At 55.4% G+C, this 21,933-nt stretch carries 21 protein-coding genes; 14 read left to right on the top strand and 7 right to left on the bottom strand.

The annotated features are described in order from the left end of the window. Positions 1–203 precede the first annotated feature (203 nt). Positions 204–1,958 carry a hypothetical protein gene (locus tag C4520_12320; GenBank protein RJP19863.1) on the bottom strand — a complete coding sequence of 585 codons (1,755 nt, stop codon included), beginning with the start codon at positions 1,956–1,958 and terminating at the stop codon, positions 204–206. A gap of 120 nt (positions 1,959–2,078) precedes the next feature. Between C4520_12320 and C4520_12315 the strand changes: the two genes are divergently transcribed. The 5 genes from C4520_12315 to C4520_12295 all read left to right on the top strand — a co-directional run bounded on the left by C4520_12315 (position 2,079) and on the right by C4520_12295 (position 7,104). After that, the gene (locus tag C4520_12315; protein ID RJP19862.1) at positions 2,079–2,678 is read left to right on the top strand and encodes a cob(I)yrinic acid a,c-diamide adenosyltransferase; all 600 of its coding nucleotides are present in this window, start codon (positions 2,079–2,081) and stop codon (positions 2,676–2,678) included. A 15-nt stretch (positions 2,679–2,693) separates the two neighbouring features. Next, complete coding sequence (gene pdhA / locus C4520_12310; GenBank protein RJP19861.1) at positions 2,694–3,791, top strand: pyruvate dehydrogenase (acetyl-transferring) E1 component subunit alpha; 1,098 nt, start codon at positions 2,694–2,696, stop codon at positions 3,789–3,791. A 1-nt stretch (position 3,792) separates the two neighbouring features. Further along, the gene (locus C4520_12305; GenBank protein RJP19868.1) at positions 3,793–4,761 is read left to right on the top strand and encodes an alpha-ketoacid dehydrogenase subunit beta; all 969 of its coding nucleotides are present in this window, start codon (positions 3,793–3,795) and stop codon (positions 4,759–4,761) included. Between the two features lie 150 nt (positions 4,762–4,911). Further along, positions 4,912–6,102, top strand: coding sequence for a 2-oxo acid dehydrogenase subunit E2 (locus C4520_12300; GenBank protein RJP19860.1), 1,191 nt, complete (start codon positions 4,912–4,914; stop codon positions 6,100–6,102). Between the two features lie 30 nt (positions 6,103–6,132). Next, on the top strand, positions 6,133–7,104 hold the full coding sequence (locus C4520_12295) for a hypothetical protein (GenBank protein ID RJP19859.1): 972 nt from the start codon (positions 6,133–6,135) through the stop codon (positions 7,102–7,104). A 29-nt stretch (positions 7,105–7,133) separates the two neighbouring features. Here the strand turns inward: C4520_12295 and C4520_12290 are convergent, their stop codons facing one another. Then, positions 7,134–7,673: a hypothetical protein gene (locus tag C4520_12290; GenBank protein ID RJP19858.1), complete on the bottom strand. Its 540-nt coding sequence runs from the start codon at positions 7,671–7,673 to the stop codon at positions 7,134–7,136. Between the two features lie 98 nt (positions 7,674–7,771). Then, positions 7,772–8,656: a metalloenzyme gene (locus C4520_12285; GenBank protein ID RJP19857.1), complete on the bottom strand. Its 885-nt coding sequence runs from the start codon at positions 8,654–8,656 to the stop codon at positions 7,772–7,774. A 181-nt stretch (positions 8,657–8,837) separates the two neighbouring features. On the opposite strand from C4520_12285, the gene C4520_12280 reads away from it, so the two are divergent. From C4520_12280 to C4520_12255, 6 genes are all read left to right on the top strand, one after another. Then, the gene (locus C4520_12280; protein RJP19867.1) at positions 8,838–9,074 is read left to right on the top strand and encodes a 4Fe-4S dicluster domain-containing protein; all 237 of its coding nucleotides are present in this window, start codon (positions 8,838–8,840) and stop codon (positions 9,072–9,074) included. A gap of 36 nt (positions 9,075–9,110) precedes the next feature. Further along, complete coding sequence (vorB, locus tag C4520_12275; protein ID RJP19856.1) at positions 9,111–10,187, top strand: 3-methyl-2-oxobutanoate dehydrogenase subunit VorB; 1,077 nt, start codon at positions 9,111–9,113, stop codon at positions 10,185–10,187. Continuing rightward, complete coding sequence (locus C4520_12270) at positions 10,159–10,914, top strand: 2-oxoglutarate oxidoreductase (GenBank protein RJP19855.1); 756 nt, start codon at positions 10,159–10,161, stop codon at positions 10,912–10,914. The genes vorB and C4520_12270 overlap by 29 nt, the downstream gene beginning before the upstream one ends. A 313-nt stretch (positions 10,915–11,227) precedes the next feature. Continuing rightward, positions 11,228–11,488, top strand: a complete 261-nt coding sequence (locus C4520_12265; GenBank protein ID RJP19866.1) for a GIY-YIG nuclease family protein — start codon at positions 11,228–11,230, stop codon at positions 11,486–11,488. A gap of 550 nt (positions 11,489–12,038) precedes the next feature. Continuing rightward, positions 12,039–12,584, top strand: a complete 546-nt coding sequence (locus C4520_12260; protein RJP19854.1) for a 2-oxoacid:ferredoxin oxidoreductase subunit gamma — start codon at positions 12,039–12,041, stop codon at positions 12,582–12,584. Between the two features lie 12 nt (positions 12,585–12,596). Next, complete coding sequence (locus C4520_12255) at positions 12,597–13,169, top strand: XRE family transcriptional regulator (GenBank protein ID RJP19865.1); 573 nt, start codon at positions 12,597–12,599, stop codon at positions 13,167–13,169. A gap of 328 nt (positions 13,170–13,497) precedes the next feature. On the opposite strand, the gene C4520_12250 is transcribed toward C4520_12255, so the two are convergent. Further along, positions 13,498–13,782, bottom strand: coding sequence for a hypothetical protein (locus C4520_12250; GenBank protein RJP19853.1), 285 nt, complete (start codon positions 13,780–13,782; stop codon positions 13,498–13,500). A 417-nt stretch (positions 13,783–14,199) separates the two neighbouring features. On the opposite strand from C4520_12250, the gene C4520_12245 reads away from it, so the two are divergent. After that, positions 14,200–14,667: a hypothetical protein gene (locus C4520_12245; GenBank protein RJP19852.1), complete on the top strand. Its 468-nt coding sequence runs from the start codon at positions 14,200–14,202 to the stop codon at positions 14,665–14,667. Between the two features lie 71 nt (positions 14,668–14,738). On the opposite strand, the gene C4520_12240 is transcribed toward C4520_12245, so the two are convergent. From C4520_12240 to C4520_12230, 3 genes are read right to left on the bottom strand one after another with little or no spacing between them, the layout of a single operon-like run. Continuing rightward, positions 14,739–15,215: a deacylase gene (locus tag C4520_12240; GenBank protein ID RJP19851.1), complete on the bottom strand. Its 477-nt coding sequence runs from the start codon at positions 15,213–15,215 to the stop codon at positions 14,739–14,741. 55 nt (positions 15,216–15,270) lie between these two features. Next, positions 15,271–16,623, bottom strand: coding sequence for an HD-GYP domain-containing protein (locus C4520_12235; GenBank protein ID RJP19850.1), 1,353 nt, complete (start codon positions 16,621–16,623; stop codon positions 15,271–15,273). Then, positions 16,620–18,827: a HEAT repeat domain-containing protein gene (locus tag C4520_12230; GenBank protein RJP19849.1), complete on the bottom strand. Its 2,208-nt coding sequence runs from the start codon at positions 18,825–18,827 to the stop codon at positions 16,620–16,622. Before C4520_12230 ends, C4520_12235 begins: the two co-directional genes overlap by 4 nt. A 258-nt stretch (positions 18,828–19,085) precedes the next feature. Here C4520_12230 and C4520_12225 point away from each other — a divergent pair, with 258 nt between their 5' ends. Together C4520_12225 and C4520_12220 are read left to right on the top strand one after the other, a co-directional pair. Beyond that, a complete protein-coding gene (locus C4520_12225; GenBank protein RJP19848.1) occupies positions 19,086–20,522 on the top strand; it encodes an MFS transporter in 1,437 nt (478 codons plus the stop codon). An 80-nt stretch (positions 20,523–20,602) separates the two neighbouring features. Continuing rightward, positions 20,603–21,283, top strand: a complete 681-nt coding sequence (locus C4520_12220; GenBank protein ID RJP19847.1) for an RraA family protein — start codon at positions 20,603–20,605, stop codon at positions 21,281–21,283. Positions 21,284–21,933: the final 650 nt, after the last annotated feature.

Here is a 21,933-nt window from a genome sequence, read left to right as displayed (position 1 = left end):
CTTCAGCAAGCTTAGGTACTTCATGAACCGCCGTGGTACGGAACCGTATGCCCGGTGGTGTGAGAGGTCGGCGGGGGCGACTCCGCCTCCTACTCGATTTCGTGCAGATTGCGACCGCCTGTCGCGCACATTCAGGATATGAAGTTTAGCGAGTGATAGACGGCGGCGGGGCTGGATGGGCGGGCGGACAGCGCGTCGCGTGACTATGACGCCGGCTGGGGTGCGTCTTTTTCAATTCTTTCCGGCCAAATTCGCAGGACTCCTCCACTCGTTCCCTTCGTCAAGAGGACCTGCTTGTTCTCGGCGTCTATTCCAATAACCCGAAAACCTTCGATCTCTCCGCCTTTTCTCAGCACACACAGCTTTTGTTGTGAATTGACTACGGCTTCCAGTTCGCCGTCGAGTTGGTTCGGGCGGATTTCAACTACATAGGCGCCGGGAAGAAAAGGCCCAAATTGAATAAACCATTCGCTGAAATCGGCAACCGCTTCCTCGGCGATCTTCGCTTGCCACCAGGGTGCATCTTTTTTCCCCGCCGCAAGCTTGCTTGCCGATTGGGCAATGGCCTCCTTTGCAAGCGGCTCGATGATCTTGATTTGCTCCTTCGGGATGGAGATAAAACCCCGCGCTACTCGAAAACGAAATGCGTTCTCTTGTTCCTCGAGGATTATCGCATCAAGTGACGACCCGGTGGAAAGATGTACCCGATGACTCATGATCCACTGCTGCCGGAGCGACTCGAGCACCTGCTCACGGAAGCTGTCCCATTCCGCCCTGGAAACGTCTTCGCTGCGGACTTGCTCTCTCTTCTCGCTCAGATGCCTTACCATGTTATTGACGCCTTCGAAATCGCGGTGCTCCTGCAAATCCCTGACCGACCTGCCGTCCGGAAGACACGCCATATCCATCTCCTCGATGGCATTGCGCAATGCATCAACACGCAACGACTCGTTTTCACTCTCTCTTCCGGGAGCGGCGGCACTACCGGTGGCAAGGCAGGTCCATATCAAACTGCCATTCCGCGCCCTCATTTCCATCTTAATAAACCCTTGTGTAAGGGTTTGCGGGTTCGGACGGAACATCTCGCTTGTTGCGAACCAGACGGAGCAATCGAGTCTCACATCTGCATGGGGGGAATTCGGCACGCCCAAAACGTGATAATATTTCTGCTCGAGCTTGCCGTTCAATTCATCGCCGTTCAGGTCATGTGAAAGCTTGCTTAGCGCCGCCAGGGCATAACCCTTCTGCTTTCTGTCGTGCGCTTCGCTCCCCAATTGAAGGCGCTCTGAAACATCGCCTTTCGCCTGTTTCAGATATTGCTCGCCTCCTCCCAAAAACACCCACCCGGCGACCAACAGGAGAATGCACGCGCAGGCGAAATAGAGCAGATATCTGCCGATGGGAGGCAACCTGACATTTCGGCTTCTCGACGAGCGTGTGCCGCTCTCTTTCAGAACGCTTGCCGCAGGTGCTGCGTTTGCCGGATCGCTCATCTTCTCGAGTTCCTCGATGAAGATCGGCGCAATATACCGCGGAAAAGAGCGAGGGACATACGGCCAGCCGTATCTCTTGCACAAGTCGTGGTCGATCCGGCTCCATTTGCTAGTTATCAACCTGCCTTGGCCATCGATATTTCCGATGTGTTTTAAGCGAGAGCGTGCGACAAAATCGGACTCGCGAAGCCGATCGTGTGGAGGTGCAAGCGGCGAATCGCCGGCAGCGGCGAAAATGTTTTTCAAATATCCGATGACGGCGGCATCCTCAGTCCTGATCGCAATACAGAACATTTGCTCCGCCCCAGGGGATGGTCCTCTCGATTCTCCGGCAAAAATCTGGCTGTCGCGCAGCATGAGGGGGGAACAGTTCTTGAAGAAAACCTCCTTCGCTTTGGAGGAGTACTCTCTGCCGGCAAGCTTTTGGAGGTCGAAGAAGATGTCCAGCTCGTGATATGCGGTCACGCGCCCCTCCTTCAAAGACGTGGCTGCTTGGATGGGAGAAAGTCCAGCGCAACAAATTGTACCACAAAGCTTTTTGGTTGTACACCCATTTTTTATCGCCGGTCGGCATTGCCAAAACAAATGGAAACGAACAATATTATTAAGATAACGAAAGCCTCCCGAATGAAGATTACGACCAAAAAGGGAGACACTGGGCGAACTAGTCTCCTCGACAAAAATAAACTGGTAGCGAAAACCGATCTCCGCAAGGTCATCAATGGAACGCTCGATGAGGTTAACTCCGTTCTCGGGCTTGCGCGCGCGTCGTGCCCTATGACCAGTTTTCAGCGGCTGATCCTCCGCGTGCAGGAGGAATTGTTCATGATCGGGTCGGAGGTCGCCGCATCGCCCGATGACGTAGCGAAGGTGAAGAATCGCATCTCCGCCAGGCACGTGCGCCGGCTCGAGAACGGCATGAACTCGATCGAGAAGCGAATGCCGATGCCGGAGAATTTCGTGGTTCCCGGGACGACTCAGGTTTCGGCCATGCTCGATATCGCGCGCACCTTCGTGCGGCGGGCCGAGCGGAGCGCCGTGGAAGCGAGAAACTCGGGAATCATCACATCGACGCACCTCATGAAATATTTCAACCGGCTGTCCGATTACCTGTTCACGCTGGCGCGGTATTATGAATTTGTTTCGAGCGGAAAGGCCGAATGGCCGCCGCCTCGCAAATGGTAGCTTCGGGGGGAGCAGATGAACGATCTCTTCAAGGAATTCGATCCGCTGAAGGACAAGATGCTCCGCATCCTGGACGAGAACGGAATCCTGAACGAGCAGCTTGCGCCGGCTCTTCCGGACGGGAAGGTGCCCGATTTTCTGCGATGGATGCTGCTCGCGCGGGCGGCCGACCAGAAAGCTTTGAACCTGCAGCGCCAGGGCCGCATGGGAACCTACGCCTCGTTGCTCGGGCAGGAAGCCATCCAACTCGGAAGCGCCGCCGCTATGGGAGCCGACGACTGGTTCTTCCCCAGCTATCGGGAACTGCTGGTGTGCATCTATCGGGGGCTTCCCCTTTCGAATGTCTATCTTTATTGGATGGGCAACGAAATTGGCAGCCGCATTCCGGAAGGCGTCAATATGTTCCCCTTCTCCGTTCCGGTCGGCTCGCAGATCCTTCATGCCGTCGGCGCCGCCTGGGCCGCCAAATTGCAGAAACGGAAGATCGTCGTCGCCGTCTATTTCGGCGACGGCGCCACCTCGGAGGGCGATTTTCATGAGGGACTCAATTTCGCCGGCGTCCTGCGCGCCCCGGTGGTTTTCATTTGCCAGAACAATCAGTATGCCATTTCGGTCCCGCTGCGCCGCCAAACGGCCGCGGCCACAATTGCGCAAAAAGCGGTGGCATACGGATTCGAAGGCATCCGCGTCGACGGAAATGATGTCTTTGCCTGCTATGCGGCGACAAAGGCGGCGTTCGACAAGGCGCGCGCGGGCGGAGGCCCGACCCTGATCGAGGCGGTCACGTATCGGCTGGGAGCGCATACCACCTCAGACGATCCGCTTCGCTACCGGGATGATTCCGAAGTCGAACAATGGCGCGCGAGCGACCCGCTGACCAGGCTGGAGAAATACCTTCGCGCCAGGCAGCTTATCAATGATAATTTTGTTGCAGAGGCGAAGGCCGAGGCCGATGCGCGCGTGGAACAGGCAGTTACGGAGGCTGAGGCCGTGGAGCCGCCCGCCCCGCCCGATCTTTTCCAATATATGTTTAAGGAAATGCCCGCTTCGTTGAAGGAGCAGTTGGCGTCGCTCACAGAACTGTTTCCACTGAAGGAGAATAAGCGTGGCTGAGATGAATCTGGTGGAAGCGGTCAATTCCGCCTTGCGAGAGGAAATGGAGCGCGACGACCGCGTCATGGTACTGGGGGAAGACGTTGGCAGGGCGGGCGGCGTCTTCCGGGCGACCGAAGGCCTGCAGAAATTGTTCGGCGAGGACCGCGTCGTCGATACCCCGCTTGCCGAATCCGGTATCGTCGGCACCGCGATCGGGTTGGCGCTGTTCGGCATGCGTCCGGTCGCGGAAATCCAGTTCATGGGATTCATCTATCCAGCCTTCGACCAGATCATCTCGCATGCCGGCCGGATGCGTAATCGGTCGAGGGGACGCTTTTCGGTTCCCCTCGTGATTCGCGCGCCGTACGGCGGCGGAATTCATGCGCCCGAACATCATTCCGAAAGCACGGAGGCCATCTTCGCGCACACGCCCGGCATAAAAGTCGTCATTCCCTCAAACCCATACGATGCCAAGGGGCTGCTGATTTCGGCGATTCGCGACCCCGATCCTGTTGTTTTCCTCGAGCCGAAGCGTCTCTATCGCGCGATAAAAGCGGAAGTGCCCGACGGTGATTACGAGGTCCCGATCGGAAACGCAGCCGTCGCGCGCGAGGGCGAGCAGGTGACCCTGATCGCGTGGGGATCAATGGTGCCAATTGCCTCCGATGCTGCCGATGCGCTCGCGGAAGAAGGCATCGACGTTGAATTGATCGATGTGAGAACCGTTACGCCGCTGGACAGCGAGACCATTATCGAGTCGGTGAAAAAGACCGGCAGAGTTGTGGTTGTTCATGAGGCACCGAAAACGTGCGGATTCGGCGCCGAAATTATCGCCATGATAAACGAGAGGGCGTTCCTCAGCCTCTCGGCGCCGCCGCAACGCGTCACCGGTTTTGATATCGTGTTTCCGCTCCTCAAGAGCGAGCACCTGTACCTGCCGAGCGTCGAACGCATCTCCGCCGCCGTCAGACGGGTCATGGAATTCTAAAGGGATGAGCCTCTCGAACCGGTGGGCCTGATCTCAGCCGTTCCCGGCAGCATTGCCCGAACTTATCCCGGTTGACGCACCAAAGAATGACCGATTATAATCGGCCCTGCCTTTAACAGAGATCACCGTAAGAATGGAAAGGATGACGCGATGGCGACCGAATTCAAATTCCCTGATGTCGGCGAGGGTATAACCGAAGGAGAAATCGTTCTGTGGCTGGTTGATGAAGGCGAGCGCGTCGAGCAGGACCAGCTCATGGTGCAGGTTGAAACCGACAAGGCCGTTGTGGAAATTCCCTCTCCTCGCGCCGGAACCATCCTCAAGATACTGTATCGCGAGGGCGAAATCATCAAGGTGGGCGAGACGCTGGTGATTATCGGCGAGGAAGGCGAGAAGCCGCCCGAACCGGAAAAGAAAGAAGAAGAAAAGAGGGAGTATGTCGGCATTGTGGGCGATGTCGGAAAAGCCGCGCCCAAGGCCGCGGCCGGGCCGCGCGTTCTTGCAGTGCCGGCGGTCCGCAAGCTGGCGAAAGACCTCGGCGTCGATATCAACAAGGTGAAGGGAACCGGCCCCGATGGCAGGATCAGCGAGGATGACGTAAAAAGGCATGCGGAACAGGCGCCGGTATCCGCGGACGAGGATACTTACGGCGAGATCGAGCGTATCCCCATCATGCGCGTCCGCAGGAGCGTGGCGCAGAAAATGGTGCGCTCCGCAACCTCGATCCCCCACGTGACGCATACTGACATCGCGAACGCCACTCAGCTCGTCCTCCTCAAGCGGCAGAAAGCCGGAGAAGCCTCGAGCAGGAAGATCAATTTGACGTACCTTCCGTTCATTATGAAAGCGGCCGCGCTGAGCCTTCTCAAACACCCGTACCTGAATTCGTCTGTCGACTCGGAAAGAAACGAGATCCTTCTCAAAAAGTACATAAACATCGGGTTCGCCGTGGAAACGGACGACGGCCTTCTTGTGCCCGTGGTCAAGAACGTCGATAAGAAGAGCATCATCGAGTTGGCCGAGGAGACCCAGCGGCTTGCGGACTTGACCTGGCAGCGAAAGGTGGCGCTCGCCGACCTGAAGGGAGGGACATTCAGCATCACCAACATCGGCAGCATCGGCGGCATCTATTCGACCCCGATCATAAACCATCCCGAGGCCGCCAATCTGGGCCTGGGAAAAATCAGGGAACTGCCGTGGGTGGTGAATGGAGAGGTGAAAGTAATCAGCGGCATCCACCTGTCTCTTTCATTTGACCATCGTATCCTCGACGGCGCCGAGGCCGCGCGATTCCTCAATGATGTCATCGCGCATATTGAGGATCCCGGGCAGTTGGTATAAAATAACTCAAAAACAAACTGCTCGTTCCCGATGATGGAAAAAATAATCCCTTCTGCGCCGCCCCCCATACCATGGTACCCATGGAGAAATGACGAGCTGAGAAAGCTCCTTGCTCTCCCCGCCGGCGAATTCGTCCAAAGATATTCCAATCGCCTTGTGGTGGTCGATTCGCGGCGACGGCTCTATGAAATATTCGCGGAATTGCTCGCACAGGAAATCGACGGAAACAATCGGATGGCGAAGCCGACCCGGATCATCCTGCCCATTGGACCCACCGCTCAATACCCGATCTTCCTCAGGAAGGTCCTTAAGAGCAAGCTCAGCCTGAACAAATGTCATTTCTTTTTTATGGACGAATACTGCTATGAGGATGGGCATCGGCTGGGATTGGAACATCCGCTGTCATTCCAATCCGTGGCTGAGCGGCTTCTCTTTTCGCAACTCGAGCGGGAAGCCCCGGAGCTGATGATCCCGCGCTCGCAGATCCGTTTCCCCGATCCCGAACGTCTCGAGATGATGGAAGAGCAGATTCAAGCTGCGGGCGGAATCGATACGTGCTACGGCGGTGTCGGCATCCACGGCCATGTCGCATTTAATGAACCGGAAGAGGGCGTTGAAAATTCGGAAACGCGTCTGGTCCGCATCAACCTGGCGACCAAGACCATCAACATGATCCGCTCCGATTGCGGCGGGTTTTTTGGGGATTATCCTGAACTTGCGGTCACCATCGGGATGAAACAGATTCTGCGGTGTCCGCGGATCGTGCTGTTCCCGCGGAACAACATTTTTCGGGCCGACGGCACGCCGCTGCAATGCGTCAATACCGTTGTTCGCATTGCCGCGGCCGGCGGGCTCGAGGCGACGCCCGGGGGAGATTATCCCGTCAGCTTCTGCGGCGCGCGGGCGCCCGGAAACCCTTCCAGGCTAGTCAAAATCTATACAACCGATGATGCCGTCGCGCCGCCGAAAATGATGTTGCCGCCGTTGCACCAACAAAGCTAGCATCGCCGCGACGCCGAGCCTCAAATCTGCTATGCCGCCTTCGCCAGCCGCCGGTCAATCGCCCGGAGAATCGTTACGCGGCTGCGATGGCTCTTCTCGTAATCCCGGATCGCAGCCAGCTCCTGCTGGGACAGGCTCTCCAGGTGCTCGACGATCTCGCTCACGGGCAATTCGTCATAGTCCGGAATGATTCGGGCCTCGTCCAGCTCTTTGTCGATCTGGCGAATGATGCGGATCCTATTGAAATTGTGGTATTCGTAGGTTCTGATGATCTCGAGCTGGCGCATCGACAGCCGCTTGATCTGGTCGATGATCTCGGTGACTGTCATATCGTCGTAACCCGGGATAATGACATCCACTTCATCGGAAGTGGGCACTTTCTGCTTCGGCCTCACGGCTGAAAAGAAAGCCGCAAGCAGGCTGTCCTCGTGTTCGGCCAGGCGTTCCCCGCGCTTCACGCATTCATCGAGTGATTCTCTCAGTTGCTTGCGCAACTCCGTCATCTGCTCGCGCGAGTACTCGATGGCCCCGATTCCGGCGATCAGAGTCTTCTTAATCAGTTTGAACATGCTTTTGCACCTCGCTTCATTTCCCACTCTTACTTTAACAACTGACACATTCTAACGCAATGCGTCATTTCTGTCAAGCGCACGGGCCCGAATGCGCCTTACGAGAAGGAATCCAGGATCAGCGGAGTGATGTCGAGAAGGGAGGAAACGCTGTGTGCCCGCCGGGTGAGCGCTCCCCACAAGAGAACGGGAACGGGATTGCTCGTGTGGAGCGGCGTCGAGAGATTCTCGAGGTTCCCGTGGTCGCTCGTCAGCAGGACGGACGTCTCATGCAGATCGATCTCCTCGAGGACGGCCGACAGAAACTCGTCCAGCTTGCAGACCTCCTCGATGGCGCGTCCCCGTACCTGCGAATGTCCGGCAATGTCGCTCTGGAAATATTCGTACAGGCAGAAATCGAACCGGCGGGCCGATTCAGCCAGAATTTCACCCGCCTCCCGCGGGCTGAAAGCGGGTACCGGAAACCCTTTCTCCTGGAGCACACCATTGGTGAAATCCTGATAGATCGCCCGCCTCTTGATCAGATCGTCAATGCCGTAAAACGGCAGCTTCGCGGCCATAGTCGCAAGTGTCGTTGCGGAGCAACGCAACGAAATGCCTTTTTCAATCGCTTCGAAGAAAAGCGGATTAAAAACATTTATGAATGTGGATTTCAGGCCGCGATCGGTCAGCCTTTTGAAGATGCTGTGCTCCGACAGGATTTCCTTTAGCTTCTTGACGGGGAAGCCGTTCAGATGCCTTCCCAGGGCGGCTGCCGCGTTCACTCCGGTCAACAGCGTGGTCTGACCGGTGGCGCTTTGTGGAAGTCCATCAATCCCCAGCGAAGCGTCAGCCCGTCCGGCAACTCCGCCGAAGGCCGCCGCTTCTTTTGGGGCATCAAGAAAATCGGTAAAAATGGCGGATGGCGCCGCCGCAAACGGATTGACTGCGGGATCTGCAGTTCCCACACCGATACCGTCGACAAATATCATCAAAATGCGCATGGGAAGATTCCTCGCCCGCGCCGGGGAAAAGCGCGATTCACTGAGGCGCGCCTTCCACTCTTATCGCTGCATCGGCGTTTGACATCGATGGGGGTGCCCTATATAATAATTATCTCCGAAACAAGCTCCGTTTGCAATACGCTTTCTAATGAAAGCAACAGTGGTTTATCAGGTTTGCTCGATGCCAATTAGCGTTTCCGACAAAAAGAAGACTGAAGCCTATATCGTCATCCTCGAAGAACGCTGCAAGAGTTGCCGGTTTTGTATTGATGCGTGCCCGCGCGAATGCATCGTCATCGGCGCCACAATCAATTCGCAAGGCTACCACGCGGCGAAATTCGAGGGCGAAGGCAAATGCACCGGCTGCTGCCTGTGCGCCGAAGTGTGCCCCGATACGGCTATCGAAGTATATAAATAGTAGCGTTCAATCCAGAGTCCAAAATCGAGGGTTCCAATGAAGGACCTGCAGTTGATCAAGGGAAATGTGGCGCTCGCCGAGGCCGCAATACAGGCCGGCTGCCGGTATTATTTCGGTTATCCGATCACTCCTCAGAACGACATCCCCGAATATCTTTCCGAGCACCTGCCGAAAGCGGGCGGGATCTTCATTCAGGCCGAAAGCGAGATCGCCTCGATCAATATGGTGATGGGCGCCTCGGCCAGCGGCGCCCGGGCGATGACCTCTTCATCCGGCCCCGGCATCTCTCTGATGCAGGAGGGCATGTCCTACATGGCCGGAAGCGAGATTCCCTGCCTCGTCGTGAATATCATGCGGTGCGGGCCGGGTCTTGGAGGGATCTCTCCGACCCAGGGAGACTATTTTCAGGCAACCCGAGGCGGCGGCCACGGCGACTACTACAACATCGTTCTTGCGCCCGCATCGGTTCAGGAGATGTTCAACCTTACAATCAAGGCATTTGAGCTTGCCGATAAGTACCGGAATCCGGCCATGATCCTGGCCGACGCGATCCTCGGCCAGATGAAAGAGCCGGCCTCGCTCGAGCCGACGGAACCGATTCAGTTCTTTGACAAACCATGGGCGATAACGGGCGCGAAGGACCACAAGCCGCAATATCTGAAAACCCTGTATCTGAACGATGGCGAGCAGGAGGCGCATAACCTTCAGCTCAAGGAAAAGTACGATCATATCCGCGAGAACGAGCCGCTCTATGAGGAACAGGCAACTTCGGATGCGGAGATCGTCATCGTCGCGTTCGGCACCGCTTCGAGGATCGTCAAGACGGCGATTAAACTGGCGCGCGAGGAGGGCATCCGCGCGGGTCTGGTTCGTCCGATCACGCTGTTCCCATTCCCGTCAAAGGCGGTCTATGAAGCCTCGAAACGGGTGCGGAAAGTGCTCGTTGTGGAAATGAACACGGGACAGATGCTGACCGACGTGCAAATCTCCGCCCATCGCGAGGCCGACATCCACTTCTACGGGCGGCCCGGCGGAGGAGTGCCGACACCCGAAGAAGTCCTCGCCGAGATCAAAAGGAGTATCCATGCCACAGCAGGTATTCAAGCGCCCTAGAGCCCTGTCCGATAAGCCGACCCACTTTTGCCCGGGATGCACTCACGGGACCGCCCATCGACTGGTTGCAGAAGCCATCGACTATTTCGGCGTCCAGGAAAGGACCATCGGAGTGGCATGCGTTGGGTGCGCGGTCTTCATGTACGACTACTTCAACGTGGACGTGATTGAAGCGCCCCATGGCCGCGCGCCGGCTGTGGCTACCGGCGTGAAGCGGGCCCAGCCGGAGAAGATCGTTTTCACCTATCAGGGCGACGGCGATCTGGCAGCCATCGGCACGTCCGAAATCATCCACACCGCCAACCGCGGCGAAAACATAACGGTCATCTTCGTCAATAATACCGTCTACGGCATGACCGGCGGCCAGATGGCGCCGACGACTTTGCTGGGCCAGCAAACGACCACCAGCCCCTACGGGCGCGACTTCCGAACCGACGGTTATCCGATTCGCATGGCCGAGATGCTGGCCACGCTCGAGGGCGTCGCCTATTCCACCCGGGTCTCGTTGCACAACCCGAAGGCCGTCCTCAACGCAAAGAAAGCGATCCGGAAGGCGTTCGAGATGCAGGTGAACGAGATGGGCTTTTCGCTCGTCGAGGTCCTGTCCGCCTGCCACACTAACTGGCGCGTCTCTCCGCTTGCCGGCCAGAAAAAGGTCGAAGAAGAAATGATCCCTTATTTCCCCCTCGGCGTCTTCAAAGAACGAACGGGAAAGGATTTTCTGTAATGTCAGGGGGTTGCGACTTTTTTGTCGTTTCCCCTTTTGTGTTATTCTGAGCTTTTAATGTCATTGTGGGCCTTTCCATGTCATTGTGAGTCATGTCATTGTGGGCCTTTTTCTGTCATTCTGAGCGAAGCGAAGAATCTCTCTTTTCTCCTGGGACAAGAAGAGATTCTTCGGCGCGTAGCGCCTCAGAATGACAAGGATGATAGAACGAAGCGAATGAGAAGGTTGTTAAGAGCGCAGCGAAGAATCTCTCTTGGGGGAACAAATTTAGTTATCGATGACTCCGTCATCAAACAGCTACTACGTCTATATCATGACAAACGCATCAAGAACCTTGTATACGGGCGTAACGAATGACCTGATAAGACGTGTCTACGAACATAAGAATAAGCTTGTACCCGGTTTCACTGCAAGATATAATATCGGGCGTCTTGTTTACTTTGAAGAGACTCAGGATGTTAGAACAGCAATAGATCGAGAGAAACAGATCAAGGGGTGGCGGCGAGAGCGGAAAATAAAGTTGGTGGAGTCAATCAATCCTGAATGGAGAGACTTGAGCAAAGAATTCTATTGAAAAGCTCTTGCTCACGCAGGCGAAAGAAAGACGTTATGCGGAGTCTTGAACGGTTATTGCCTCAGCCGCTTTTCGATCTGTTATTCTGAACTTTTTAATGTCATTCTCCTTTTTATGTGGTTGTGAGCTTTTTGGGGCGCTTATGTGGTTCTGAGCCTTTTGGGGTGCTATCTTTTTATTTGGTTCTGAGCTCTGAGCCTTTTTCTGTCATTCTGAGCGTTTTTTCTGTCATTCTGAGCGAAGCGAAGAATCTCTCTTTTCTACTGGACAACAAGAGATTCTTCGGCGCGTAGCGCCTCAGAATGACAAGGATGATAGAACGAAGCGAATGAAAAGGTTGTTAAGAGCGCAGCGAAGAATCTCTCTCCTGAGACGAGGAGAGATTCTTCGGCGCGTAGCGCCTCAGAATGACAAGGATGTTGAGAGCTTGTTGTTAAATACTGCCTCAGAATAAAAGCTTATTCATCGATGTCTCAGGACATCAGAATAAGAAGCATGTTGAGGTTTTTCTTGAATCGTACTAGTTTTAGAGCATGAAACCAGGAGGCATATGTACACCGATGTGATCATGGCCGGGTTTGGCGGACAGGGCATCATGCTGATCGGCGACATCCTGGCCTACGCCGCGATGTTCGAGGGCAAGCGCGTCACCTACATGCCCACGTACGGCGTCGAGATGAGAGGCGGCACCGCAAATTGCACCATCATGGTGTCCGATGAGGAGATCGGCTCGCCGATGACCGGACATCCCCACGCCGTCATCGTCATGAACGGGCCGTCGCTCTCCAAATTCCAGCCGCGCGTGAGGCTGGGCGGATTCATGTTGGTCAACACCTCGCTGGTCGACGCCGCTCAAGTGAACAGAACCGACATCGACGTTTTGCTTTTGCCGGCAAACCAGATAGCGCAGGAAATGGGGAACGACAAAATCGCGAATATGGTGGCCCTCGGCGGTTATGTCGAGCGCACGCAGGTGGTATCGATGGAAAGCATCACGAAATCACTTCCCAAGGCAATCGCGGAGCGATATCATAAGACCTTACCGCTGAACACCAAAGCTATAGAAACCGGAGCGCGTCTCGCGCGCAAAGGATGAGAAATGGCTGAAATACAGGAGATGAAAGTCGGCGAGAAAATCAAAAAACTGAGAGAGGAAAAGGGGTTATCCCTGCCTGAGCTGGCGGAAAAATCGGGGTTCTCCTCCGCGCTGCTCTCCCAGATCGAAAACCACATGATCTCGCCGCCGCTTGGCACGCTCATCAAAATCGGCCAGGCTCTCGAAGTGCCGATCGGCCATTTCTTTGAGGACAGGTCCGAGGCCCCATTCGTCATCGTTCGCGCCGAGGAGCGGCGGCACGTATCGCGAGTCGCCTCGAAAGAAGGCATAAAATTCGGATACCGCTACGAGTCGCTCGCCCAGGACAAGAAGAACCGCTTCATGGAGCCGTTCCTGGTTACGCTCGAACCCGCCACCAAGAAAGACCGCAACGCATACTCGCACGAAGGCGAGGAGTTCATCTTCGTGCTCGACGGCGAAATGGAAGTGACGCTCGAAGACCATACCGACGTGCTGCGTCCCGGCGACTGCATCTACTTCGAATCGAAGCTTCGCCATCGCGTCGAATGCATCGGCGAAAAGGAAACCACTATTCTCGCCGTTATCCACGCCCCGCACAAATAGAAGCGGCTGTCTTCTTCTCACCTTGTTGAGCGCAGGAAACATGTCTTGCCGAAACCTGCCGGAACGCCTCCAAGATGTCCGTCATCCCGAATCACCGCGGCAGTTCAAGGAAGGCCGCGGTCAATCTTTACTGATGATCTCAGGAGCAAGGTTTGGCTGCTTCTTCCATGGTATCAATCTGGCTGCGACAAATGCTATCGAGGCGAGAGCCGCAATGACAATACATATCGGACACATTCTGAAATCCTCCATGAATCGGGAACCAAGCTACTGGGCTTGCGGAAGCGCGTCATTCGTTAGATAATCAAATCTTGCAGAATTCGCTGGGTTAATGCGCATGTCCGGCCGATGCGCCCGCCGAACTCTCGGGCGCTTCGGTCGCATCCGCTTCGACTCCCGGCTCGCCCACCTCCTCTGGATGGTGCGGACATGCTTGCGGATGGTCCATGACGGCGTTCATCATCATTCCACAGGGCGTGTACGAATGCACCTTGTGCGCCGTCTCCATGGGCCCGCTTGCGCATCCGGAAAGAATCGCCAGACTGACCATGGCGAGTAAAAAGGCTCCAGCCGTGTCTGAAAGGAATCGCCCGCGCTGCATAATCTTGCTCATTTTCCCTCCTCGATATGATCACCCACCCCAACTATCTTCCTGAACTGAATGCCGTGGGGAGGAGCAGGAACAATACCAAGTTAATCGTATTGTCGAAAATAGTCATAACTTCAGTCCTATAGAGATGCTTCGCATAACGCTTCGACCATTGCATCGTGTGCGCGACCTCCCGCGCTGTCTGTGCATGAACTCCCACTGTCTGAATTCCGCCAAATAATCGCGGCTTACTTTTCAAACCCGCCGCTGTTAAATTTATTGTAGTTTATTACATGAAAGGAGAAGATTCCAATGGCGGATTCAGTGAAAACAGCTATCAATTGGCTGGTCGATTATCAGCAGGCGCTTGACGAGGCAAGGAACCGCAACAGGCTCGTCTATCTTGACTTCTGGTTTCCCGGGTGACTGGGCTGCAAGAAGATGGATACAGTTACGTATCCAACCGATGAAGTGATTCAAGAGATCAACGACCTGTTCGTTCCCCTGAAATCGCAATGCAATTTTGTGAAGCCGACCGAGCTGATGAAGAAATACCGCGTTCGCTGGACGCCGACCCTGTTTGTTCTTGAGCAGGACGGCAACCCGCGCTTTCATACCGTCGGGTATATGCCGCCGGCGGAACTGGTGGGCCAACTGGAGTTGATTCGGGCGATGGAGAATTTCGACATCGGCCAGCTCGAACTCGCGATGGCGGAGCTGAGAAGCGTCGCCGATCGGTATCCGGCCAGCGCCGCCGCCCCTCAGGCGATTTTCTATGAGGGAGTCGCGCGATACAAGCAAACGCACGAGCCGAAGCACCTGAAGCGGGTATATGTTGAGTTGCAGAAGCGGTATCCGGGCAGCCTGTGGGCGAAGAAAGCGACTCCTTGTGAAGAGGCGCCCGATTAGGCCAGACATAAAGAGGCAGTTCCTCATCAGGCTGAAATGGGGGGTGAAAATTGGGCAAGCACGCGTGATTCCTACACCTTCGCCATCTTCGATATCTCTATGATCTTCGGGTTGACCAACTTTTTGTAGTCGTCAAACCGCATTCTAATCGATTCGGTGTGGGAGCCGGCATTGAATATGATCTCGCCCATTTCTGCCAGTCCCTTATCAACGTAGACCGGCAAATCGTACAGATTACCGAACGGCGATTCGGCTCCCAACTCGACCTCGGGGAACAGTTGCTCCATCTCCTGCTCGTGCGCGAGCCGCGTCTCCTGACACCCAAGTTCCTGTTTCAGGAGCTTGAAATCAACCACGTTTGGCGCTTGCAGCACAAGGAGCACGAATTTTCCGTCACAATAGCAAACAACGCTCTTCGCAACCTTCCAACCCGTAACATCTTGTGCAGCCGCGGTTTCCTGCGCCGTATACGCGACTTTATGCGATAAAACTTCGTACGATATTCCTTGTGAATCCAGGTAGTCTTTAAGCTTTCGAGAGATAGTCATGGGTTCACCTCCCCACCATCAAGACCCATTTTTTTTCTGTTCCGGTATGATTCTGTCAAATATTGTCTGAATCGGCAACACCCACGACAGAGTATTCGGAAGGATTCTCGGCGGTATCAACGAGAGGTGCATCCGAATCGGAGGAAAGACGGTCCAGCAATCGGACCTTTGGGAAGAACGGATTATCCTGACCGGGTTCGATCACTACCGCTGCAGCCCCGTTCTGCAACCGCACCAGACTGCCCGGTGGAAATACTCCGATGATACTCAAAAACAGCTTGACGAGCAGAGGATCGAAATGTGTGCCCGACCCGTGAAGCAGGACTTTTACGGCATAGTCCAGCGTTTGTGCCGGCCGATACGGGCGGCTGGCCGTCATCGCCTCATATGCATCGGCGATCCCTATTATTCGCGCAACCGCATGCGGATGACTTTTGCCCTTGACCGGCGGATAGCCGCTCAAGTCATAGCCGGCGTGATGCTCGAAGGCCGCCAGTACCGGCAGATCACCCAGACCCTCGTATCGCATCAGCATCTGGGCGCCCTCTATCGGATGACGCCGGATGATGTTCCACTCGGCATCGGTCAGCCGGCCGGGGTTCGCGGCGATTTCGCGCGGGATTTTCAGTTTTCCTATGTCATGCAGCAGCGCGCTCACGCCTATGGCATTAATACATTCTGCCGATAGAGGAAGCTTTCGAGCGATCAGAAGCGCGGTTACGGCGACATTCACCGAGTGATGGAACAGGAGCTGATCGTAGTTTTTCATGCTCATGATGCCCATGCGCGCGTTGCGGTCGCCGAGAAATTCTTCCAATAAGGAGGATACTATCTTCTGAAGCGCCTCCTTGTCTATTCCGGGCGATTCAGCCGCGACATCCTGTTCGACGGCTTTCAGGCACTCGACGGCGCCCTGATACGATTGGGATGCCGCTTCACCTGTTTCCGTCTCGCTCAGGTCGTACGCCTTCTCCATCAGGTCGACCGCTAAAAGATTGTCGAATTCGACGCCGGATATCTTCTTTTCCTCCAAGTTTTTCCTCAACTCCCGCTTATCGGGATTCTTCTGTTTTTCCGCCGCCAGAACAGCGAAAAAATTCGCGATGGCTTCCGGCTCGGCATCCCGATTGATGGAAATACTGTTGATGCCGCGTTCCTTGAGGAATTGGACGAGAAAAGAATGCTTGATTGTCTCGTCGGGAAGCATTTCCTTTTCAAAGTACAGCTCGGAATTCACCATGTGGGCGGTGACACGAGCGCTGCCCGCCGGGGTCGAGCGAATCAGTTTCATCAGATCTTCGGCCGATTGCAGCACCATCGGGTGTTTTGGCGGATAGACGCCAACATTCCGCGCAACGGCCGCTATTCGCGCTATTATTTCGGGTGCGCCCGCATGATGTTCGATCATACATTCGCCTCGCTTAGATCACGAAGAGCCGCGCCTGCGAGCGCTCGAATCGCAGCCGCCTTCCGGCGGCGGAAAAAGCTGCGGGTTTGCGCAAGTTTCTCGAGTATAGACAAAGCCGGCTTCGTTGCTATCGATTTCAGCGCATCAACGGACAATCGTAGGAATTCATCATCCCGCTGGAAAATCGCCCGCCCCGATAAATGCCGCTGTAAAATCGGAACGGCTTGCTCCGCCTCAATCGCCGCCACCCACCCGAGCGCCGTTTTGCAGATAGCCGGGTCGTCATCGTCCAACGTGGAGCACAAAAGTTCCACGGCTTCGCCCGACCGGATCGCCGCCAGCGCCCTCAGTGCCTCCTTGCGAACGCGCGAATCCTTGTGTGCAAGCGCGAATTCCAGATATGGCACGCAGGCAGGCGAACCGGTCTGCGCCAGTATCGAAACCGCATTTCGCACGACAAACCATTTCGGGTGCTTCAGCTTTTCAGCCACTGCAACCACGTTCTTGTCGCCGGCGCGAGCGATCACTTTGCAGATCAGCAGCCGGGCTCGCCGCGATTTCTCCTCTTCGAGCGTCCCCATGAGTTGCGAGACGGCGGGCGGCCCAGCCGCTTCAAAATATTGGACCACTCGCTCGAATTCGGGTCCCTCGCCCTGCATGTTTCGCAACGTAGCCGCCAGTTCTCGCACAACGGCGCCCTCGCTGTATTCTTCCAGCAATGAGACAAACGGCTTGAGCTGCTGCTGGGAAAACATCCGTTTTTTCCGTTCGAACTCCTCCTTCAGGTTCTTCAGAAGCTGCGCAGCCCTCTCAAAATCATGCTTTTCGATCAGATATTCCATCGACTCCCGGACCCGCTTCAAGATCGCCGCATGATGAGTCGCGACATTTTCGTATCTCATCAACTCGAGCAGGATGGGTGTCAGCTGGTATTCGATCGGGGCTTGCAGTTCCTCCGCGACTTGCACATCCAATCGGGAGCGTTCCTCTGGAAGAAACAACACCTTCTCACAAGGATACTGCTCCATCACAAGCATGTGGGGCGGGGCGCCGGCATCAGGACCGCCCGCAGCTTCAGGAAGGCTCCTCTCTTCTGCGAAAAGGACTTCCTCTGTCTCGGAAGTCAGCTTGCCTTTCGTGCTGAGACCGTCCCGCAGAATCCCCGCCAACTCCGCTTTGTTTGCCCCGCTCAATTTCAGGTTCTTGAAGTATCCCTGCAACACGGAAGCCGATCCCCCGCTCGCCTCAAAATTCTCCAGGAGCGCATCGGCAAGTTGCGAAGCGGGAAACAGGCTGAGAATCTCCGACTCGATGCTCTTGAGCGCCAGGTTCGGCACAAGGCCATCTCTGACCAGATCTCCCCTCATACCCGCCGACATATTCAGCACCGACAGCGCCAGGTTCTGTACCACTTCATGCCGTTCTTCTTCGGACGACAGGTGCGTGGAGGCGGTTTCGATCGCCTTCAACGCCTGCCGCAATCGAGCTATCTGCGAGTCATCAGCGGCATCCCCCTCTGCCTGATCGAACTGGAGGGCGAACCTCTCGAGCGCGCGGGAAAAGCGGCTCGGCTCCTTCAGCAGCATTTGAAGGCGTTTCATGTCCTGAGCGCTCCCGCCTTGAATGCGCACAAACATGCTCCCAATTAATTCGGCACTGTCCGGCTCGCGCGAATCGGGAGGACTGTCAGTGCCTTGCGGGGCGAGTTCGTCAGGCAGGAAAAAACTCTCGCCATCGACGATCATTAACTCGGCGGTTTCCTCGACGAGCGCATGGACCAGGTTGCGGCTCTTGGTGAATTTCTCGATGCCGCCTGCCTTCGCTATGCTCTCCCTCGGCAGGTTCAGGATCCCGAGCAGAGCCCTCAGTTCCTCCACCGGAATAAACGAATCGAGAAAGATTTTCCTGACGCCCCGCTTGAAACATTCGAGCGCCAAATCCTGAACTCGAGGGTCGTTTGTCGTTCCTTCTTTTCTGTTAACCCGAATCCGCTTCTTCTCGATCAGAAGCTCCACAACCTCTTCATCCGGGAAGCGCTTTTTCATTATCGAAAGAACCTTTTGCAGCGACTCGTTGACCATGGCGTTGCCGGCAGGATACAACTGGAGGTTTTTCTTGGCCAGGATAAAAGCGGCAAGAAACTCGTCGGCGGCGTGTTGGGTGGACGTTTTTGAACCATCAAATGGTCCAGCTTGCCACTGCATCAGGATTTTCCCCTCCTGAGGGTGTTCCGCTTGTCCATACTAGGCAGAACCGGGGCTCCTCGTTAAGAAGTGGGTTATCGCTTGTTATTTCAAAGGTTTATGAATAATCATCATTTTTATACATACCCCCGCCACCGGAAAAACATGTTGACGCGTTTCGGTCAGGCGTACTACAATGAGGACAATTTGAGCATGAATTGTGCCAGCAAAATTACGGGTGCCGCAACGTGAACAATTATTCTTCAAGACCAGGTGGTAATGGATAAAGGAAATGCCGGCGAAGTGCTTTCATGCTCGACCGGTAATGATAATCAGGCAGCCCCCGTCGGCGCGGCCGAAACCGCGGCGCGGGCCTTCCGGCTCCCGCTGAAAACGCTGATCGGATACGGGTCGTCCATGATCGGGCTAAATGGAATGGCGACCATGATCAGCGTTCACCTGCTGTTCTTTTATACCGACATAGTTCTCATAGCCTCCACAACAGTTGGCGCCGTTATGGCGCTCGCGCAGGTATGGGACGCCGTGACCGATCCGTTGATGGGCCACGTATCCGACCATACCTCGTGGAAATGGGGCCGCCGCCGCCCCTACATCATGATCGGCATGTTCCCGGCGGCTATCCTCTTTTTCCTGCTCTTCTCTCCGCCGCTCAACCTGTCCATACAAGCTGCTTCCCTCTATTTCGCCATTGTATTTATTGTCTTTTATACGTTCCGGACAGTCTGGGAAACTCCCTATTTCGCGCTGGCGCCGGAGATCACCCTCGATTATGACGAGAGAACTCGTTTATCAGCCTACCAGCAGGTCTTTGCGACCCTCGGGGACATCCTCGGCACAATGGCGCCGGTCATCCTGGTCGGAATTTTCGCCACGCAACGAGGCGACTTCTCTTTTCTCGGACTGCTGGTTGCGGTTCTGGCAATCGCTTCAGGACTTTTCACCTATTTCGGAACGCGTGAGAATCCCGACCTCTCGAAAACATCAAAGCTCCCGCTGCTCAAATCCTTGAAAGCAACCGCCGGCAATCGTCCTTTCCTCTTGCTCGTGCTGACATCCTCGTGCACCGCCATTTCAAACTACACGACAATCGCCGTCACCCGCTACATCGTGAAGTACTATTTTCAGCGCGAGGACCTGTATCCTCATTTCTTCGCCGCGTTCTTCGTGGGCGTGTTCATCTCAATTCCGCTCTGGATAAAGTTGACCGGGCGCATCGGAAAGAAGAACGCGTATATCTTTACTATGCTTGTCTATGCGGCGCTGCTCTGGGTGATCCTGCTGCTCGGTCCCGGCGATTACTTCATCTACGGAGCGACAATGATCATAGCCGGCGCCTTCAATATCGGCCTGTGGCTGATTCCCGGCTCCATTCTGCCGGACATCATCGAGTGGGACCAGCTGCACGTGGGCGACCGCAGGGAAGGCGCCTTCTACGGCATCTGGACCCTCATTCGCAAAGGAGCAATCGGCGGCGCCTTCATGATCATCGGGTATCTGCTTGATTTCGTCGGGTATGTGCCGAACGTGGATCAAACGCCGCAGGCTCTTCTTGGAATCAAGATGCTGTTCGGCCCGATACCGAGCGTGCTACTCGTTCTCGGCATCCTCATTTTCCTCAAGTTCCCGATTACGAAAGAAGTACATCGCAACATCGTCCGCCAAATCGATGAACGGCGGAAAGAAGCTCAAAAATGATTGGGAGTTATTACTGAAGAAGAATTCGCTTCGTGCCTTCATGGCTTAGCGATTTCATTCCTTCCGAAAGGAGATTCTGTATGGCCATGCCCCTGACTCGCGAGCAGATAGAGGAGCTGCGAAAAATCACCACGCCCACGATCATTAATGCTATCGAGACATTCGACGTTCAGCCGCGCAATTCCGGCTTCATGAACCCGCAGATACGCTGCATTCTCCCGGAGCTTGGGCCGCTGGTCGGCTATGCGGCCACCGGCAAGCTTTGCGCAAACAAACCCGCTGAAGAGAAACACCGCGGACTTAACCACGAGATGTGGAAACTCATTCTCCAGACGCCGGCGCCGCGCGTCGTCGTCATTGAAGACATCGATAACCCACCGTGTGTGGGATCTATGTGGGGAGAGGTCAACGGCACCATCCATAAAGCGCTCGGCTGTATCGGAGTGGTGACCAACGGGGGCGTCAGAGACCTGGACGAAGTGCGCGCGATGGGATTCCACTTCTTCGCGACGCATGTGATTCCCTCGCACGCATACGAGCACTTGGTCGAGATCGGCACGCCCGTCTCGGTCGGCGGGCTCACGATCAAGCCGGGCGACCTGCTGCACGGAGACCAGCACGGCGTCATTGTCATCCCGCATGAGATAGCCGGCGAGGTGGCTGGCCGCGCACACGAGGTCGAGGAGAGCGAGCGCGGCATCATCAACTTTTTCCGGTCTTCCGATTTTAATCCGGAAACCTTTATCGACGCCAAACATTAGGGCCGCGGGAACGATATTGTTCAGCGATATTTGTCAGCGTTATCTGTCATTGAGCGGAGCGAAGAATCTCGCTTTGCTGTTGAGCGTAAGCGGAATCCCCCGCCTTGCGGGATTATTCTGACCCTGCGGTCGGGGGAAGAATCTCGTTTTTATTTAAACTGTTGCTGAACGCCTTCCAGGATGGGAAAGTTCCGCATACGGCCTCGACAAGATCGGCCAGCAGGAAGCGTCCGCAGAGAACTCAGAATCTGTCATTCTGAGCGAAGCGAAGAATCTCGCCTTTTGAACCGGTGATGAAGGAGGAAACAATTCGGCAAATTTGCGTGTCGTGGTATCCATTACAGGGGCGCGATTCATTGCGCCGGCGACAAGACTGGCCGAATGAATTCGGCCCTACCGCTTGGGCGGAAGCGCGTTCATTCGGTAGGTGCGATTCATTTTCTAGGCAGGCGTTCGATTCGGCAGGTGCGAATTCATTTGCAACGTACCTGTTTAATTTGGTAGGTGCGAATTCATTCGTACAGTCTTCGCAAAATTAGCGCGAGGGGGACGCAAACAGCGGGAATTAGAGACTGTCCGACGATGACGAGGGGGACGGTTCGGAGCGAAGGGGACTGGCTCCATTTGCGGAACTCATGCCTTTTTGAATT

Source organism: Candidatus Abyssobacteria bacterium SURF_5, assembly GCA_003598085.1.
GTDB lineage: Bacteria > Abyssobacteria > SURF-5 > SURF-5 > SURF-5 > SURF-5.
The sequence above is the reverse complement of the archived record's forward strand: the minus strand, read 5'-3'. Positions and strand labels throughout refer to the sequence as shown.

Excerpts from the sequence above, each read along its gene's own strand:
- C4520_12245 (RJP19852.1), top strand. The coding sequence starts at position 14,200 with ATGGATACAGTTACGTATCCAACCGATGAAGTGATTCAAGAGATCAAC.
- pdhA (RJP19861.1), top strand. The coding sequence starts at position 2,694 with ATGAACGATCTCTTCAAGGAATTCGATCCGCTGAAGGACAAGATGCTC.
- C4520_12265 (RJP19866.1), top strand. The coding sequence starts at position 11,228 with ATGACAAACGCATCAAGAACCTTGTATACGGGCGTAACGAATGACCTG.
- C4520_12230 (RJP19849.1), bottom strand. The coding sequence starts at position 18,827 with ATGCAGTGGCAAGCTGGACCATTTGATGGTTCAAAAACGTCCACCCAA.
- vorB (RJP19856.1), top strand. The coding sequence starts at position 9,111 with ATGAAGGACCTGCAGTTGATCAAGGGAAATGTGGCGCTCGCCGAGGCC.
- C4520_12220 (RJP19847.1), top strand. The coding sequence starts at position 20,603 with ATGGCCATGCCCCTGACTCGCGAGCAGATAGAGGAGCTGCGAAAAATC.
- C4520_12295 (RJP19859.1), top strand. The coding sequence starts at position 6,133 with ATGATGGAAAAAATAATCCCTTCTGCGCCGCCCCCCATACCATGGTAC.
- C4520_12300 (RJP19860.1), top strand. The coding sequence starts at position 4,912 with ATGGCGACCGAATTCAAATTCCCTGATGTCGGCGAGGGTATAACCGAA.
- C4520_12270 (RJP19855.1), top strand. The coding sequence starts at position 10,159 with ATGCCACAGCAGGTATTCAAGCGCCCTAGAGCCCTGTCCGATAAGCCG.
- C4520_12260 (RJP19854.1), top strand. The coding sequence starts at position 12,039 with ATGTACACCGATGTGATCATGGCCGGGTTTGGCGGACAGGGCATCATG.
- C4520_12305 (RJP19868.1), top strand. The coding sequence starts at position 3,793 with ATGAATCTGGTGGAAGCGGTCAATTCCGCCTTGCGAGAGGAAATGGAG.
- C4520_12235 (RJP19850.1), bottom strand. The coding sequence starts at position 16,623 with ATGATCGAACATCATGCGGGCGCACCCGAAATAATAGCGCGAATAGCG.
- C4520_12290 (RJP19858.1), bottom strand. The coding sequence starts at position 7,673 with ATGTTCAAACTGATTAAGAAGACTCTGATCGCCGGAATCGGGGCCATC.
- C4520_12240 (RJP19851.1), bottom strand. The coding sequence starts at position 15,215 with ATGACTATCTCTCGAAAGCTTAAAGACTACCTGGATTCACAAGGAATA.
- C4520_12315 (RJP19862.1), top strand. The coding sequence starts at position 2,079 with ATGGAAACGAACAATATTATTAAGATAACGAAAGCCTCCCGAATGAAG.
- C4520_12250 (RJP19853.1), bottom strand. The coding sequence starts at position 13,782 with ATGAGCAAGATTATGCAGCGCGGGCGATTCCTTTCAGACACGGCTGGA.
- C4520_12225 (RJP19848.1), top strand. The coding sequence starts at position 19,086 with ATGGATAAAGGAAATGCCGGCGAAGTGCTTTCATGCTCGACCGGTAAT.
- C4520_12285 (RJP19857.1), bottom strand. The coding sequence starts at position 8,656 with ATGCGCATTTTGATGATATTTGTCGACGGTATCGGTGTGGGAACTGCA.
- C4520_12280 (RJP19867.1), top strand. The coding sequence starts at position 8,838 with ATGCCAATTAGCGTTTCCGACAAAAAGAAGACTGAAGCCTATATCGTC.